Annotated in this window: 11 protein-coding genes; 6 read left to right on the top strand and 5 right to left on the bottom strand. The window is 58.1% G+C overall.

Annotated elements, in window-relative coordinates:
- Positions 1-62: 62 nt before the first annotated feature.
- Complete coding sequence (locus tag E4631_RS00885; protein WP_133658217.1) at positions 63-683, bottom strand: hypothetical protein; 621 nt, start codon at positions 681-683, stop codon at positions 63-65.
- Positions 684-873: 190 nt separating this feature from the next.
- Between E4631_RS00885 and E4631_RS00880 the strand changes: the two genes are divergently transcribed.
- Positions 874-1,665: a class I SAM-dependent methyltransferase gene (locus E4631_RS00880; RefSeq protein ID WP_240734575.1), complete on the top strand. Its 792-nt coding sequence runs from the start codon at positions 874-876 to the stop codon at positions 1,663-1,665.
- A 140-nt stretch (positions 1,666-1,805) separates the two neighbouring features.
- Here E4631_RS00880 and E4631_RS00875 read toward each other — a convergent pair whose 3' ends face one another.
- Positions 1,806-3,095, bottom strand: coding sequence for an aminopeptidase P N-terminal domain-containing protein (locus tag E4631_RS00875; RefSeq protein ID WP_133658216.1), 1,290 nt, complete (start codon positions 3,093-3,095; stop codon positions 1,806-1,808).
- 123 nt (positions 3,096-3,218) lie between these two features.
- Between E4631_RS00875 and E4631_RS00870 the strand changes: the two genes are divergently transcribed.
- The gene (locus E4631_RS00870) at positions 3,219-3,908 is read left to right on the top strand and encodes a phosphatase PAP2 family protein (protein ID WP_133658215.1); all 690 of its coding nucleotides are present in this window, start codon (positions 3,219-3,221) and stop codon (positions 3,906-3,908) included.
- Between the two features lie 53 nt (positions 3,909-3,961).
- On the opposite strand, the gene E4631_RS00865 is transcribed toward E4631_RS00870, so the two are convergent.
- Both E4631_RS00865 and E4631_RS00860 read right to left on the bottom strand, forming a co-directional pair.
- Positions 3,962-5,029 (bottom strand): fatty acid desaturase, encoded by a 1,068-nt coding sequence (locus E4631_RS00865; RefSeq protein WP_133658214.1) that lies wholly within the window; start codon positions 5,027-5,029, stop codon positions 3,962-3,964.
- A gap of 315 nt (positions 5,030-5,344) precedes the next feature.
- Complete coding sequence (locus E4631_RS00860) at positions 5,345-8,785, bottom strand: Ig-like domain-containing protein (protein ID WP_166648133.1); 3,441 nt, start codon at positions 8,783-8,785, stop codon at positions 5,345-5,347.
- A 638-nt stretch (positions 8,786-9,423) separates the two neighbouring features.
- On the opposite strand from E4631_RS00860, the gene dnaE reads away from it, so the two are divergent.
- The 3 genes from dnaE (at position 9,424) to E4631_RS00845 (ending at position 14,499) form a co-directional block, all read left to right on the top strand.
- Positions 9,424-13,110: a DNA polymerase III subunit alpha gene (gene dnaE / locus E4631_RS00855; RefSeq protein ID WP_133658212.1), complete on the top strand. Its 3,687-nt coding sequence runs from the start codon at positions 9,424-9,426 to the stop codon at positions 13,108-13,110.
- Between the two features lie 175 nt (positions 13,111-13,285).
- Complete coding sequence (gene trxA, locus E4631_RS00850) at positions 13,286-13,615, top strand: thioredoxin (RefSeq protein ID WP_068341183.1); 330 nt, start codon at positions 13,286-13,288, stop codon at positions 13,613-13,615.
- A gap of 566 nt (positions 13,616-14,181) precedes the next feature.
- The gene (locus E4631_RS00845) at positions 14,182-14,499 is read left to right on the top strand and encodes a hypothetical protein (protein WP_133658211.1); all 318 of its coding nucleotides are present in this window, start codon (positions 14,182-14,184) and stop codon (positions 14,497-14,499) included.
- Positions 14,500-14,602: 103 nt separating this feature from the next.
- On the opposite strand, the gene E4631_RS00840 is transcribed toward E4631_RS00845, so the two are convergent.
- Complete coding sequence (locus E4631_RS00840; protein WP_133658210.1) at positions 14,603-15,097, bottom strand: Lrp/AsnC family transcriptional regulator; 495 nt, start codon at positions 15,095-15,097, stop codon at positions 14,603-14,605.
- A gap of 466 nt (positions 15,098-15,563) precedes the next feature.
- Between E4631_RS00840 and E4631_RS00835 the strand changes: the two genes are divergently transcribed.
- Positions 15,564-16,889, top strand: coding sequence for a hemolysin family protein (locus tag E4631_RS00835; protein ID WP_133658209.1), 1,326 nt, complete (start codon positions 15,564-15,566; stop codon positions 16,887-16,889).
- Positions 16,890-16,952: the final 63 nt, after the last annotated feature.

Below are 16,952 nucleotides of genomic sequence, written 5' to 3'. Positions count from 1 at the left end.
AAAAGCCCCTGCCGCACTCAATGCGGCAGGGGCTTTTTGTAGGAGGTAGGCCAGCGAGGCGCTTACAACTCGTCTAGCAGCCAGAGCACGAGGAAGACTACACCAATAAGGGCGATGATAAAGCCAATAAAGCCGATTGCACCACCAAATATCGACAGGAGCAAACCTATTAATAGGAGAATAAGACCGATACGCAGGTTGCCGCTAACGCGAGCCGTGTGCGCCGTGTTATCGCCCTGCTTGAACTGGGGCGACTTAGTAGCCAGCTTGTTGAGCTTCTTGGTAACTTTGGCCAGCGCCATACGCTGCACCAAGTTTAGCTTCTGCGGAGCCGGCGCGGCGACCATGGCAGCTTCGGGCGCAACGGCGACTTCAGCCTGCGCTTGGGGGGTAGGCGCCTCTACCTTGGCGGCGCGCGGGGCTATGGGAGCCGTAGCGACCACAATCTCGGGGGCTACAGCAGGCGCTTGGGCCACGGGAGCGGCGGCAGGCGCTTGGGCCTCCTGAGCGGGGGTAGCAACGGGTGCAGTGGCTACGCGGGCTTTAGAAGCGGCAGTGGTAGTGCCTAGGTAGGAGGCTGATTTGGGCAGAAAAGCGTATTCAGCGCGGCTGCAGGAGCTAAGAGCTAAGGCACTGGTTAGGACTACCGCGAGGCGGCCCAAAGTAGAAGTCAGATTTTGCATAAGGTGAAAAGCAAAATGGTGAATGAAAGAATTGTGACCCGATTACGTTGTAGAAACAGATTTGGCTGACTGGTGAGCTTATTTTTTTTACTTTCGAGCCGCGCTACCCCTTCCTCACTGCTGAACGACAGGGAGCTTTCGGTTGTTGTGCAGCGGGCAGAAACCTACTTTATTGACCATATTGCTAGTTATGAGACACGCCGTAGTACTGTGGGTAGGCATGGGAACCCTGATGACCGTGGCTGCCTGCACACAGCTGCCCATAGAGTCGAACGTGGCGGGCCGAACTAGCTTTCGGGCCGATGCTATCACCAATGCCAGCCGCCCGCCCGACTCGCAGGGCTACCAAAGCCGCCCGGCCCGCGACCCCAACGGCATTGGCCGCTACTACCAGGGCCGGCAAATTGCCCACGTGATGGGCCACGAGGGCGCCGACTGGCTGGAGCGCGACGAGCGCAGCCAGGAGGAAGGCACCGCCACGCTCATCAAAGAGTTGCACCTCAAGCCCACCGACACGGTGGCCGATATTGGCGCGGGCACGGGATTTTTCTCGTTTCAGTTGGCGCCACTGGTGCCGCAGGGCCGTGTGCTGGCCGTCGATATTCAACCCGAAATGATAGCCGAACTCAAGCAGCGCCAGGCCAAAAACGGCCTGCGCAATGTGGAGCCCGTGCTGGGCACCACCAGCAACCCGCACCTGCCCGACGGGGTCGTTGATGTTGTGCTCATCGTGGATGCTTACCACGAGTTTGATAAGCCCCGCGAGATGGGCCTGGCCATTCGCAAGGCGCTGCGGCCCGGCACCGGCCGCCTGGCCCTGGTAGAATACCGCGCCGAGGACCCTAACGTACCCATTAAGGCGATTCATAAAATGACGGTGGCGCAGGCCCGCAAGGAAATGTCCGCCATCGGGCTGGAGTTTGTGGAGGTACGCGAAACCCTACCCCAGCAGCATTTGCTATTGTTTCGCCGGGCAAAGTAACAGGCCCATTTGTCATTGCGAGCGCAACGAAGTGGAGCGCGGCAATCTTTCTTGGTTGTTCGCATCATTAGGTTAGTAATCCTAATGGCAAGGAAAGATTGCCGCGCTCCACTTCGTTGCGCTCGCAATGACAAACGGCCCTACCCCTTCATTAAGCGCTCAATGTCAGCCAGCTCCAGCGGGATATTGGCCATCAGGTCCTCGTTGCCGGTGGGCGTGAGGAGGATGTCGTTTTCGAGGCGGATGCCCAGCTTTTCCTCGCGGATATAGATGCCCGGCTCGTTGGTGTACACCATGCCGGCCTCGAACTTGCGGTACTTGTAGCCCACGTCGTGCACGTCGAGGCCCAGGTAGTGGCTGGTGCCGTGCGGGAAATACTGCTTGTAGAGCGGCGCGTCGGGGTCCTGGTTCTTCACGTCATCAGCTTTCAGCAGGTCCAGCTTAATCAGCTCCTGCTCCATCGTGGCGCCCACGGCTTTGTGGTACGCCTCAATTTCATTGCCAACTACGAGCTGGGTTTTGGCAAATTTGAAAACCCGCAGCACGGCCTCGTACACCTGGCGCTGGCGCGGCGAGAAGGTGCCGTTGACCGGAATGCTGCGCGAAAGGTCGGCGGCGTAATTAGCGTACTCAGCGCCGAAGTCCATTAGCAGCACGTCGCCGTCCTGGCACTGGCGGTCGTTGCTGATGTAGTGCAGAATGGTGGCGCTTTCGCCGCTGCCGATAATGCTAGTATAGGCCGGCCCGCGCGAGCCACTTTTCACGAACTCGTGCAGAATCTCGGCCTCAATCTCGTATTCCCACACGCCGGGCTTCACGAAGCCCAGCAGGCGCCGGAAGGCGTTGCCGGTAATCTCGCAGGCGCGGCGCATCAGCCGGATTTCCTCGGGGCTCTTGATGGCGCGCAGCTGGTGCGTGAGCTTGGCGGCGCGGCGGTACTGGTGCAGGGGGTAGCGCCGCTGCAAGTCCTTGATAAAGCGGGCGTCGCGGGTTTCGACTTCCACCACCGAGCGAATGTGCTCGTTCGAGTTGAGGTACACGTACTCGGCCTCGTTCATGAGCGCCGCCAGCACGGCCGGAAACTGCTCCAGCCACATGATGGTGGGCACGCCCGACACGGCCTTGGCCTCGTCCTTGGTCAGCTTATAGCCTTCCCACACCAAGATGTGCTCGGAAGTCTCCTTGAGAAATAATATCTCGCGGTGCTTTTCGAGCGCCGCGTCGGGGCAGATGACGAGGATGCTTTCCTCCTGGTCTACCCCGCTCAGGTAGAATATATCGGTATTCTGCTTGAGGGCCAGCGTGCCGTCGGCGTTGGTGGGCAGAATGTCGTTGGCGTTGAAAATGGCCAGCGACTGCGGCGGCAGCAGCTGGCGGAAGCGGCGGCGATTTTCGATAAACAGCTCGGGGGCGATGGGACCGTAGCGCATACTGAGGCGGGAAAAAACGGGTTAGATGATGCAAGTTACGGCCCTCTCCAAACGCCGCCCGGCCAGACGGCGGTAATTTTGCCCCGCCCCTACCCCCTCCGGCGCGGCCAGCCCGTCCTTCTTATGCTCCACCTGCTCCGGCAAACCCGCACCTTCCTTATTCCCTACGCCGTGTTGCTGCTGCTGCTCGGCACCGTGCTACTATCTACGCCCAAGCACCTAGCATTTTTCTTCGTCAACGGCCACAACACGCCGTTTTTTGACCAGTTTTTCCGGCCTTTTACCAACGTGGGCGACGGGCTGTTTTACGTCCTCGTCATACTCGGGCTGCTGTTTGTGCGCTTCCGCTGGGCCTTCGTGAGCCTCGTGTGTTTTGCCGTGACCTCGCTGGCCGCCCAAATTGGCAAGCAGCTCATTTTCACGGGTCACCCGCGGCCGTTCCGCTACTTCAGCGAAAACCCCGGCTTCCCGCATTTGCACGTAGTGGAGGGGGTAGTGATGGGCACGCTCAAGAGTTTCCCGTCGGGGCATTCCACGTCGGCCTTTTCGGTGTTTCTGCTGCTCACGCTGCTGGTGAAAGACAAGCGCTGGGGCTACGCTTTTGTGACGCTGGCGGCCCTCACGGCCTACTCGCGGGTGTACCTGACCCAGCACTTCGTGGAGGATGTGTACGCCGGCTCGGTGCTAGGTACCGGGCTTACCCTGGCAACGCTGCACTGGCTCCTACCCTACCTCGACGGCCACCCTCAGCCCTGGCACAGCTGGCGCCTGCGCCGGCCGGGCACCAAAGCAAGAAGGAGGAAGGAGGACTGAAGAATCTGGCACCAGATGCTTTAGTCCTCCTTCCTCCTTCTTATTTCCTATCCTTATGCCAGCTGCGGCACAAGCACCGAGCGGCTGATGCGCTGGGTGCGGCTGCGCAGCAAGTCCGTTACCTGGGTTTCGGTGCGCTGCGTGCCGTCGAGCAGCACAAAGTGGCGGGCCAGCAGGTCGTAGCGCTTGGCCATGAGGTAGAAGAAGATGTGCAGGAAGTGGATACCATCGAACACAATGGCCTCATTTTCGGCGTATTGCGCCAGGTTCTGGCGAAAGTGGTGCGGGTGGTCGGTCCAGTGCAGGGCCGGCTTGAGGTGGTGGCTGATGTGGTAGCCATCGTTCCAGCACTTGTGGTTGTAGTTGGTATTGATGCACGTCACGCTGTTGCGGTAGCAATTTTCGGGCGTTTCGGCATCAATAAACGCGTGCTGAGCCCAGTTGCCGAGCATCATAATGACCCGCGAGAGCAAAAGCGGCACCACGAACACAGCCAGCGTAGCCGGCAGGTTCACGAAGGCCAGCGCCACCGTCAGGCCCAGGTACAGGATTTCGCCGCGTAGCAGGCGGTAGCGCAGGGTAGGCTTGTTGCGAGCCTTGAAGTAGCCCGCCAGGTTAGCCACGCCCATAACCAAAAAGTCGCCGAGGTAGCGCAGAAACCCGCCCAGCGAATCGCGCTGGTAAAACATGGTGGAGCTTTGGTCGTCGGGCAGGTTGTTTTCGGGGTGGTGCATGCCCATGTGGTGCACGAAGTATGACTCCGGCGTTTGGCCAAACAGCGGCCCCAACACCCACGGAATATAGTTGTTCAGCCAGCCGTACTTCTTCTTAAACAGCATGCGATGGCTGGTGCAGTGCAGCATCAGCCCAAATGGCCCCTTGAAGCGGGCATTGCTGAAGAAGAACAACAACCCGAACGTAGCCCACCACCACGCCCCGCGCAACGCCGGCACAAACAGCAGCACCGCCAACGGCAGCATAGTGGCCGTTATTTTCAGCATGAGATACACGAAGGGGAGGTCGCGCTCGTCTTGCAGGTAGCGGCCCAGCCACTTAGCCAAGCTAGAGGGGGTAGCCGGCCGGCTGTATACCGGGTCGGTAGTGGCAGTCAGTACTTTCATAGAGGGGGGAAAAGGGGTGCAACATCCTCCCGACTGGTGGCTGCCACATCTGCCGGGGCAAACCAGGTACGCACGAGTAAATGAGGCCGGTTAGCTAAAAAAGCCAGGCACAAATGATTTTATACTGTTGAGTTATTTTTAAAACGCAGCCGTTCGCAAGAGGTTCCTATCTACCGCAAAATATGTAATAATCAACCACAAGCTAGCTGGTAAAGGTAGGGGGTTTGCTACCCTTCTCCCCGCAAGCTCGCCCAAGTAAAACGCCCCCGGCCGCAAGCAGCCGGGGGCGTTAATTAGAGCGCTGCCATGGGCTGCTTAGTGGCTCAGCACCAGGCGTTGCACCAGTACCGTGCTATCGGTGCGCAGCTTCACCAGGTAAATGCCGTTGGCCAGCCCGGCCGTGGGCACAGCCAGCGTAAGAGCCTGGCCGGCGGCGGCGCGGCCGGTGCCCAGGGTAGCCACGCGGGCACCCCGCAGGTCATAGAGCGCGGCCTCGTAGCCCGTGGCCTGCGCTGGGGTAAAGGCGAGTACCGCCTCGCCGACCAGCAGCGGGTTGGGGTAGAGGCTGGCGGCAGCGGCCGCCGCCGGGGCCACCGTGGCCGTTGTTATGCCGCCGCAGCTCGTGCCCACGGTGTAGGTATGCGGGGCATCGGCCGAATTTCTTTCGGGGCCACCCGCGCCTACCTGGTAGGTGAAGTACACGCTCGTGACGATGCCGCTGGCAATGGCCTTGGTGAAGGTGAAGTCACCGGCCGCGTTCTTCACCATCGGGTAGCCGGGGTAGGCGCCCGCATTTCCTTCGCGAATAAAAATGAGCGCCAGGTTGCCGCCCGCCGTGGCTCCCAGGGGGTGGAAGGTGAAGGTCACGTCGGTGCCTGTAGTCACGGCCCGGAAGCTATAGTCGGCCGTAACGGCGCACGAGCCGTCGGTGCTGCGCACCAGCACCGTTACGGAGGCCGAGGTAGTGGTGGCGCCGCTGTTGTCGGTGGCCACGGCCGTGAGGACGTAGGAGCCGGTCACAACGCCCGTCCAGGCGTAGGTGTAGGGCGCGGTGGTATCCTCGCCCAGCTTGGTGGTGCCCTGGTAAAACTCCACTTTCGTTACCGTGCCATCCGCATCGGCGGCCGTGGCGGCCAGGTTGATGGTAGCAGGCGTGGTAAACGTAGCCGACGCCAGCGGCGCCGTGAGGCTGACGGTAGGCGGCGTGTTGTTGGTGCTGCTGCCGGTGCACACGGTGCCCACGGTATAGCTGTGTGGGGCGTCGGCCGTGTTGTGCTCGGCCCCGCCCGACCCCACCTGGTAGGTAAAGTAGAAGCTCGTGACGGTACCGCTGGCAATGGCCTTGGTAAAGGTGAAATCACCGGCCGCGTTCTTTACCATCGGGTAGCCGGGGTAGGCGCCGGCGCTACCCTCCCTGATAAAAATGAGCGCCAGGTTGCCGCCCGCCGTGGCTCCCAGCGGGTGGAAGGTGAACGACACGTCGGTGCCGCTGGTGTACACCTCGTAGCGGTACTCTCCGTTCGGGGCCGTGTTGGAGCAGGCGGGGGCTTTCACTTCCAGCGTTACCGGGTCCGAAATGGTAGTGTTGCCGTCGTTGTCGGTGGCTTTGGCCGTGAGCGAATACGAGCCGGCGGCCACGTTGGCCCAGGCGTAGGTGTAGGGCGCGGTGAGGTCCTCGCCCAACTTGGTAGCGCCTTGGTAAAATTCCACCTTCGTAATCGTGCCGTTGGCATCGGCCGCCGTGGCCGCGATGGTGAGCGTGGCCGGGGCCGGCAGGCTGGTGCCGCTAACCGGCGCCGTAATGCTGACGGTAGGCACGATAGGGTCAGCCACGGTAATGTTGACCACGGCCGAGGTCGTAACGAGGCCGCCCGTATCGGTCGCCTTGGCCGTAAGCGCGTAGCTGCCGGCTTTGGCGCCTACCCAGGCGTAGGTATAAGGGCTAGTGGTGCTGGTGCCCAGCAGGGTAGTGCCCTGGTAAAAGTCAACCTTATAAATGCCGCCATTGGCATCGGCCGCGTTGGCCGTGAGCGTGATAGTGGCCGGCGTGAGGAAGCTGGCACTAGCGGCGGGCGCGGTGAGGCTTACCGTGGGCGCCGTATTGCCGGCGGCCGATACAAATACCGTCACCGGGCTGGAAATTGTGGTAGCGCCCTCGTTATCAGTGGCCTTGGCCGTGAGTGTGTACACGCCGGCCGGGGCGGCCCAGATGTAGCTGTAAGGGCTGGCGGTGCTGGTGCCCAACAGCGTGGCACCTTGATAAAACTCCACTTTGGCTACTGTGCCATTGTCGTCGGTGGCCGTGGCTGTGAGGGTTACGCTGGCCGGCAGCGTCACAATGGCGTTGTTGGCCGGAGCCGTGAGAGCCACCGTGGGCGGCGGGTTGGCCGCTACCCCCCCGGTCAGGCGGATGTCATCGAAATAGAAATCGGCCGCGCCGCTGGCCGGGTCGCCGGCAAACATAAACAGGCTGGTCATCGACACCAGGTCGATGTGCATGCCCAGGTTGGGCTGGTCGAAAGTGCTGAGCGGAATGGTCACCTCGTGCCAATTGCCGTCGCGCACCAGGCCGTACTGCGCCGCGCCGCCCGCCGGAAAGTTTATCCAGCTCTCGCCGTGGCCGCTTTTTACGCCCACCTTAAACTGGCCGGCGTAAGTGGTTTTAAACTGAAACTTCAGCGAGCCATTGGCAAAATTGCCCATGTTTTTGGCCACGTTATCCACGCCCATCCCAAACCAGTTGCCGCCGTTGGCGTGCACCGCCAGCACCTGCTGGCCTTCAAAGGGCACTGGCACAGGGGTAGTGATATTGGTGAGGTTGTTCCAATAGTAGAGGTTAGCATCCTGCCCATCATACACAAGCTTGTTGACGATGGTGGTGCGCTCGGAATACACCCCGAAGTCGCCGGCAAAGGCATGGTCCTTACCCAGATACAGCTCGTCGCCAGGGTTTTGGTAGAGCTTCAGGTAGTCTACCAGCATGGCGGCAGGCAGCGGGGCCGTAATGTCGGCCGGGTTGGGCTTGCCCGTGTAGTTGCCGCCCACGGCCAGGTTCAGCAGCACATACTGTGGCTTGTGAAACTCCTCCATGTCGCTATCCGCTTTCGAGATATCGATGCTGAAAAACTGCACGTTATCGATAAACACCTTAATGACGCTGGCATCCCATTGCAGCTTGTACACGTGGTAGTCGTCGGTGAGCGGCGTAGCGCTCTTAAACACCTGGTCGAAGTCGGCCTGGCTGCCTTTATAATCCCAATGCACGGCGGCGCCCACCCATTTGTTGGCATTGTCGGGGTAAGACGCCTTGGAGCCCATCTCCATCAGGTCGATTTCGCCACTGGCGGGCCAGTTGCCGGTGGTGCCCAGCATCCAGAAGGCCGGCCACAGGCCATTTTGCAGGTTGGGCACTTTGATGCGCGCCTCCAGCGTGCCGTACTTAAAGTGCATCCGGCCAAAGGTTTTGAGACGGGCTGAGGTAAATTCTTTACCCAGAAAAGACTCTTTGCGGGCCTCAATGCGCAGGTTGCCGTTTTCGATGCGGGCGTTTTCGGGGCGGCTGGTATAATACTCCAACTCCTGGTTGCCCCAGCCGCAGATGCCGCGCTCGCAGCCGTCGCCAAAGTCAAACGTCCAGGTATCGGGGTTGATGGTGGTACCATCGAAGTTCTCCTGCCAGACCAGCGTTTGGGCCGAAGCCGCGAACACACTCAGGCACAGCAGAATCAGTAGTAGCCAGCTTGCACGTGGCAGCAAGCCTAAGGGGTAGCGAAATTTTCTCATCTGAAAATGGGGTGGGAAAAGGATTGGAAAAAAAGTTGGGGTAACCGTTAAAAAAGCTCGTCTTTAGTCAGAAAACACTGGTCGGGCCAGGTACTTGAAGGCAGGATTCAGCCAGTTGGTCGCTTTATAATTATTTCCATTCGTTGCGTCTATACCGTACAGAATGGGTTGTCATAATCGGTTTCAAACGTCACCAAATCTTCGAGGTGATAACTGCATAAAGCAGGTTTCTCACCTTGTTTTCATGTGTGTAGTAAGCGTAAAGCAATCTAGCTTTTTGTATTATTCCACTCGAAACTCTCTTCCTAAGATAGACTGCCGGGTGCTAAAAACCAGTTACTTAACTCCGCAAAACCGGCGTTGGGTGCGGTGATACCCTACCACGGAGCCAGCTGCCGGGAAGTCAACGCACGCGCTTCGGCTGCCGGCGCCGGCCGTTCCCTACCCCCAGCTTTTTTGTCGGGCTGACCCTCAGCACCCTACCTGATTGCCCTTGCCCTACCCCGGTGCCTGGCGTAACTTTAGGCAACGAACCCGTGCTGGGCAGGCAGCCATTTGGCGGCTCCGTCCGGCACGGGAGATTTTTGCCTGCCCGCCAACTCCTTGTCTTTATGCCCGTTTTCTCGCACCTGCACTCCCACACGCAATACTCGCTGCTCGATGGCCAGTCGAGCATCGCGGGCCTCATGAAGAAGGCGCAGGCCGATGGCATGCCCGCCGTGGCCCTCACCGACCACGGCAACATGTTTGGGGCGTTCAACTTCGTGGCCGAGGCTAATAAGTACAATGTCAAGCCGATAATCGGCTCCGAGTTTTACATGGTGGCCGACCGCCACAAGAAAACCTTTCTGCGCGAAAAGGGCGAAAAGGACAACCGCTACCATCAGCTGCTGCTGGCCAAAGACCAGGCCGGCTACCACAACTTGGCCAAGCTCAGCTCGATGAGCTTTATCGAGGGCGTGTACTCCAAGTTTCCGCGCATCGATAAGGAGTTGATTCTTAAATACCACGAGGGCCTGATTGCCACCAGCTGCTGCATCGGGGCCGAGATTCCGCAGGCTATTCTGTTTGAGGGCGAGAAGAAGGCCGAGGAGCTGCTGAAATGGTGGCTCGACGTATTTGGCGACGACTACTACATCGAGATTCAGCGGCACGGGCTGATGAACTTCGACGGCACCGGCAAAAGCCAGGAAGACGTGAACCAGGTGCTGTTTGGCCTAGCTAAGAAGCACAACGTCAAGGTTATCTGCACCAACGACTCGCACTACGTAAACCAGGACGACTACGCGCCCCACGACCTGCTACTGTGCGTGAACACGGCCGAAGAGCGCGCCATCCCGGTCGGCGATTTTGAGACGAACTACTACACGATTCTCACCGCCGACCAGCGCGTGCACTACGGCCTGCTGGAGGATTTGCGCAAGGAGCACAGCTACGACGACAATGCCCGCCGCATGCTTTCGCGCATTGATGAGGAGCTGCAAAAGCCGCCCAAGCAGCGCCGCCGCCGCTTCGGCTTCGCCAACGACCAGTTCTTTTTCAAGACCCAGGCGCAGATGAACGAGTTGTTCAGCGACGTGCCGGAAAGTGTGGATAACACCAACGAAATTGTGGATAAAGTGACGCCGCCCAAGCTGGCGCGCGATATCCTGCTTCCTAACTTCCCCCTACCCCCCCAGTTTGCCACGGCCGACGATTTCCTGCGCGACCTCACGTTTAAGGGAGCTTTTGGGGGTGACCGGCCGCGCTACTCCGAGCGCACACCCGAGGTAGAGGAGCGCCTGAACTACGAGCTGCGCATTATCCAGACGATGGGTTTTGCAGGCTATTTTCTTATCACCCAGGATTTTATCAACCACGGGCGCTCGGTGGGCGTGGCCGTGGGGCCGGGCCGGGGCTCGGCGGCGGGCTCGGCGGTGGCCTACTGCGTGGGCATCACCAACATCGACCCCATCAAGTACTCGCTGCTGTTTGAGCGCTTTCTGAACCCCGAGCGCGTGTCGATGCCCGATATAGACATCGACTTTGACGACGTGAACCGCCAGAAAGTCATCGACTACGTGGTGCAGAAGTACGGCAAAACGCAGGTGGCCCAGATTATCACCTTCGGCACGATGGCCGCCAAGTCGAGCATCAAGGACGTGGCGCGGGCCATGGAGCTACCCCTACCCGCCGCCAACGAGATAGCCAAGCTCGTGCCCGAAAAGCCCGGCACCACCCTGGCCGGCGCCTTCCGCGACGTGCCCGAGCTGCAAGCCCTGCGCGCTGACAAAACCGACCTAAAAGGCCAGATTTTGGCTCTGGCCGAGCTGCTCGAAGGTTCGGTACGCAACACCGGCATCCACGCGGCGGGCGTCATTATCGCGCCCGACGACATCACGAAGTACATCCCGGTGTCGACTTCCAAGGACTCGGACCTGCTCGTGACGCAGTTCGACGGCAAGGTGATTGAGAGCGCGGGCATGCTCAAGATGGACTTTCTGGGCCTCAAAACCCTGACCATCATCGTAGATGCCATGAACCTGATTGAGCGCAACCACGGCGTGAAAATCGACATCGACAACATTCCGCTCGACGACCCCAAGACCTACGCCCTCTACCAGCGCGGCGACACTATCGGCACGTTCCAGTTCGAGTCGGAGGGTATGCGCATGTACCTCAAGGACTTGAAGCCCACCAACATTGAGGACCTGATTGCGATGAACGCCCTGTACCGGCCCGGCCCGATGCAGTTTATTCCCGACTTTATCAATCGCAAGCACGGCCGCGAGCCCGTGGAGTATCCGCACGAGCTGCTCAAGCCCATCCTGGAGTACAGCCAGGGCATCATGGTGTACCAGGAGCAGATTATGCAAACGGCCCAGATTCTGGCCGGCTACTCGCTCGGTGGGGCCGACCTGCTGCGCCGCGCCATGGGTAAGAAGGACATGAAAAAGATGGCCCTGGAGCGCGAGAAGTTCATCAAGGGCGCGGCCGAGCTGCACAAGATTCCGGCAAAGAAAGCCAACGAAGTCTTCGACGTGATGGAGAAGTTTGCCGAGTACGGCTTCAACCGCTCGCACTCGGCCGCTTATTCGGTGGTGGCGTATCAGACTGGCTACCTGAAGGCTAACTACCCCGCCGAGTACATGGCCGCCGTGCTTACCAACAACATGGGCGACATCAAGAAGGTGACCTTCTTTATCGAAGAAGCCCGCAAACAGGGGGTAGCCGTGCTTGGCCCCGACGTGAACGAATCGGAGCAAAAATTCAACGTGCCCCGCGAAAACCAGATTCGCTTTGGGCTAGCCGCCGTGAAGGGCGCTGGCGAAGCCGCCGTGCTCGAACTAGTGGAAGAGCGCCAGAAAAACGGCCATTTTTCTGACGTATTTGACTTTGCCAAGCGCGTAAACCTGCGCTCGGTGAACAAGAAAACCTGGGAAAGCCTGGCCCAGGCCGGCGCTTTTGATGGCTTCGAGCGCTACAACCGCCGGCAGTTTATGGACGCCCCGGCCGGCGACCAGAGCCTCATCGAGAAGGCCATGAAGCTGGGCCAGCAGCACCAGGCCGCCAAAGAATCGGCGCAGCACAGCCTTTTCGGGGCCGGGGCTTTTGGCGCGGTGTCGGCGCCCCTACCCAAGATAAACGACTTGGAGGAGTGGAGCGCCCCCGAAAAGCTGCGCCGCGAAAAGGAGGTAGTGGGCTTCTACCTGTCGGGCCACCCGCTCGACACTTACCGCATGGAAATTGACGCCTATTGCACCTGCCCGCTCGAAAAGCTGGAGCTGCAAAAAGGCAAGGATGTGAACATTGCGGGCCTGCTGTCGGGGGTAGTATTTCGCACCACCAAAAGCGGCCAGCCCATGGCCTCGTTTAACGTGGAAGACTACGATTCAAGCATCAACCTGGCGTTGTTCCGCGACGACTACACGCGCTTCAGCGCGCTCATCAACCCCAAAAACTATCCGCAGGAGCAGGTGCCGCCCATGTTCATCCGGGGCAAGATGGAGCTGCGCTATGGCACCCAGGACCAGTGGGAGCTGAAAATTAAAACAATGGAGCCGCTGGCGCAGGTAGCCGAAAAGCTCAGCAAAGGCGTGCGCGTGAAGCTCGACCTACGCACCGTGACGGGCCCCATGATTGACCGCTTGCAAGAAGCTATTGAGCACGCTAAGGGCTCGAAGCGGCTCGAAATTCAGTTTGTGGAGCCCCACGAGCGGCTGGCGGTAGATATGTTTTCGCGCCGCTTTCAAATTGAGCCCAAGACCTTTATCGATAAGATGAAGGAGTTTGAGCTGGACGTGTGCTCATTGCTATAATTTTAACTATCACGCTCATCTGACGTTCGCCGGCGAAGCATAGCACATTCACAGCAGGGGTAGGCCAGCCACTGAACTTTCCCCTACCCCAGTTGTTTTACTCCAACTCCGCTACCTTGCAGCCGCGTTGGCCGTACACGCCGGACGTTTTTTCACCTACAAAATCCTTAGCGTCATGGCGCATAAAGCAATTGAAATAACCGATGCCAACTTCGAGGAAATCATCAACTCGGATAAGCCAGTACTAGTAGACTTCTGGGCCGAATGGTGTGGCCCCTGCCGCATGGTAGGCCCGGTAGTAGAAGAGCTGGCCGGCGAATACGAAGGCAAAGTCATCGTAGGCAAGGTAGATGTTGACGCTAACCCGCAGACTTCCATGAAGTTCGGTATTCGCAGCATTCCTACCCTGCTGGTTTTTAAAAACGGCCAGATTGTAGACAAGCAAGTGGGTGCCGTGCCCAAGCACGTGCTAGCCCAGAAGCTGGAAGCCCAAGTAACTGCCTAGCGAACAGCTAGTTCTTTTTTATTGAAAAAAGCCCCGCATCTTAATTGGTGCGGGGCTTTTTGTTGGCCAATCTGCAGTTGGCTTCTTACCGGTTGCGATTTTTACGGGCGCGTGTCTGAGCTTGGCGATGCAGTCGGCGCATGGTACGTTGCAGGCGGTTGGGGTTGGCTCTGGTGACCGTAGCCGGCAGTAGGGAGGGAGCGGCCTGAAGCTCGGCGGTGCCGCATAGGCTCAGGAAAAATAAACTTAGGAGTAGGTGTTTCTTCATAGCGCTGGAGAAAAGTTGTGTGGCAAAGAAAGGACTGATTCTCTTGCGTTTGTATGATGTCTTATATTTTTCCCACTAATACTTCTACTTAGTGCGCGCTGTAGCTGGCTAAATACGCATGATACCTGAATTAGTGAACAGCTGCCGGTGCACACTATAGTATTCATAATGAATTAGTTACTTTACTCTTGGTCACCTCGGCTGACCAGGATGTTTATGTGGGTAAACCCCCTATATTTCGGCACATTTTCTGCCTACTACGGCAGAGCTTTCTTCCACCCTTTCCCCCTCTAGTTCCATGAAACGTTTTCTCGGTTTTTTTACTGCGCTGCTGGTAGCAGGCAGCTTTGCGGCCCAGGCTCAAACGGCGCCCGCCACCACCACCATGAGTAGCAGCTCAACCAGGATGACGACGACCAAAACGTCGCCCGCGCCAGCTACCCGCACCACGACCACTACCTCGACCAAAATGAAGGCCGATGGCACGCCCGATATGCGTTATAAGGCCAATAAAACGACGACTGTTCATACTGGTCCTATGAAGGCCGATGGCACACTCGACAAGCGCTATAAGACCAATAAGGTAAAAACTACCACGACCAGGTCCGTTATGTAGCGGGCACCAGGAGGCCAGCAAAAAGCCCTTCTCAGTTAGTCTGAGAGGGGCTTTTTGCTGGCCTCCTGGTGCGTTGATTTGCGCTGTCACCTAACTCTTATTGCTAACCCTGCTTCGTTACATCTGGCGAGACTTCCTCAAATTGTACCGAACGGCTGAATACCTCTTCGAGCGAGATAAGTGTTTCGGTGCGTTCTACCCCCTCTATCTGCTGCACCAGGTCGTGCAGCACATTGCGCAGGTGCTGGGTATCGCGGCAGGCCAACCGGGCAAACAAGTTGTAGCTGCCTGTAGTGAAATGCACATTTATCACTTCCGGAATGCCACGTAGCTGTGCAATCACGGCATCGCAATAAGAGCTTTTTAGCAGAAATATTCCTAGGAAGGCCTGAATTCCAAAACCTACTTTCGGCAGGTCGAGGTCGAGCGTGGCACCACGCACAATGCCCTGCTCCTCCAGGCGCGTCATGCGGCTATGAATAGTGCCTCCCGATACTCCTAGCTGGCGCGCTATCTCGGAATAGGGTAGCTTGGCATCCTGCACTAATAGGCTAAGGATGCGACGGTCAATATCATCGAGTTCGTAGGAACGAGACATGTAAAAGGATTTTTGAAAAAGTGAAATTACCCCAGATTAGTGAATATTGCCAAAATTCAGGTCGTTTTCTGAATTTTGAATAATAATTCGTTATTTTTTTGATAAAATTTGCAATTATGTTTTTTCGTTCCTTACCTTTGACATATCAAAACGCAAACGGCGTGGCGACACAAACCTTGTAGTGTGGTGAAACTGGCAGACACACCCTCCTATCTCGGGGGTGAAGATTCGGGGATAAAGCAGGTGCTTTTCGGAGCCACTGCCTAACTTCTTCATGGAGGTTCAAGTCCTTCCGCTACAGCTTTTTTGAAAGAGGCGCTTTCCTGGGCAGGAAAGCGCCTCTATTCATTTACGCGCTACCAAATGGCTGAATTATAGTGCCCGGCGCCAACCCACCCTTGTAACGTGCGTACTTTTGTGGTATGAAGGCTGCCCCGACCGTGTGTGTTGCTGGCAAGCCGAGCACATGGGCTTAAAAATACTCCTTACTCTCTTCCTGGTTTTAATAAACGGCTTTTTCGTCGCGGCAGAGTTTTCCCTCATTCGGGTCCGGTTCTCGCAGCTCGAAATCAAAGCGAAAGAAGGCAGCCGCCTGGCTGGGCAGGCGCTGAGCGTGGTGCGGCGGCTCTACGATTACCTGTCGGCCACGCAGCTGGGCGTTACCATTGCCTCGCTGCTGCTGGGTGCCGTGGGCGAAGAGCTGTTCACCGAGCTGATTCTGGGGCTCCTACCCCACCTCGGCCTGGCCATCAACCCAATTACGGCTCACAGCATTTCGGTAGCGGTAGGCCTGATTATCCTGACGTTTCTGCACGTACTCTTCGGCGAGCTGTTTCCGAAGGCACTGGCCATTCAGCGGCCCGAGGCCGTGAGCCTGGCGCTGGTGCTGCCATTGCGCGCCTTTTACCTGGCCACCATCCCGCTAACCTGGTTTTTGTCGAAGGCCAGCAACCTGCTGCTCGGCGCTTTTGGCATTAGCAACGTGCACGGCAACGAGGCGCACACCTCCGACGAGCTGCGCCTGCTCATTGACCAGAGCAAAGAGAGCGGCGAAATCCAGGACTCGGAGCACGAGCTGATTGAGAATGTCTTTCAGTTCAACGACCGGATGGTGAAGCAAATCATGGTGCCCCGCACCAAGCTGGCCGCGCTGGAAGTGAATATGTCGGAAGAGCAGCTGCTCGAAACGGTGTTTAGCGAGGGCTACTCGCGCCTGCCGGTATACGAAGGCAATATTGACAATATTGTGGGCGTGCTCTATGTCAAGGACTTGCTACCCCTCATTCGGCAGCAGCAGCCGGTAGAGCTGGCCCGCATTATGCGCCCGGCCTACTTTGTGCCCGAGACCAAAAAAATTAACCGGCTGCTGCGCCAGTTTCAGCGCAAGCATTTGGTGATGGCCATCGTGAGCGACGAGTTTGGCGGCGTGTCGGGCATTGTCACTATTGAGGATATTATGGAAGAGCTGGTGGGCGAAATCCAGGATGAGTATGACAACGAGGTGCCGGTAGTGGAGAAAATATCCGAAACCGAGTACCGGGTGAATACCTCCACGGCCATTTCCGACGCCAACGAATACCTGCCCTACCCCCTCCCCGAGGGCGATGACTACGAAACCGTGGGTGGCTTGCTCAACGTGCTCTACGGCAACATTCCCGAAGTAGGCGACGTAGCCGTGCTCGAGCCCTACGAGTTTCGGGTGTTGAGCCGCGCCCGCCGCGTGGTAGAACTGGTGCAGCTGCGGGTAATCAGTACGGATACGTCAGCTGGTACTGACCCGCTTGAAAGCTAGTAAGAACTAGCAGCAATCCATAAAAAAACGCCTTCCTGCCACAGGAAGGCGTTTTTTATTTGC

The sequence above is a fragment of the Hymenobacter sp. UV11 genome (assembly GCF_004684095.1).
GTDB lineage: Bacteria > Bacteroidota > Bacteroidia > Cytophagales > Hymenobacteraceae > Hymenobacter.
The sequence above is the reverse complement of the archived record's forward strand: the minus strand, read 5'-3'. Positions and strand labels throughout refer to the sequence as shown.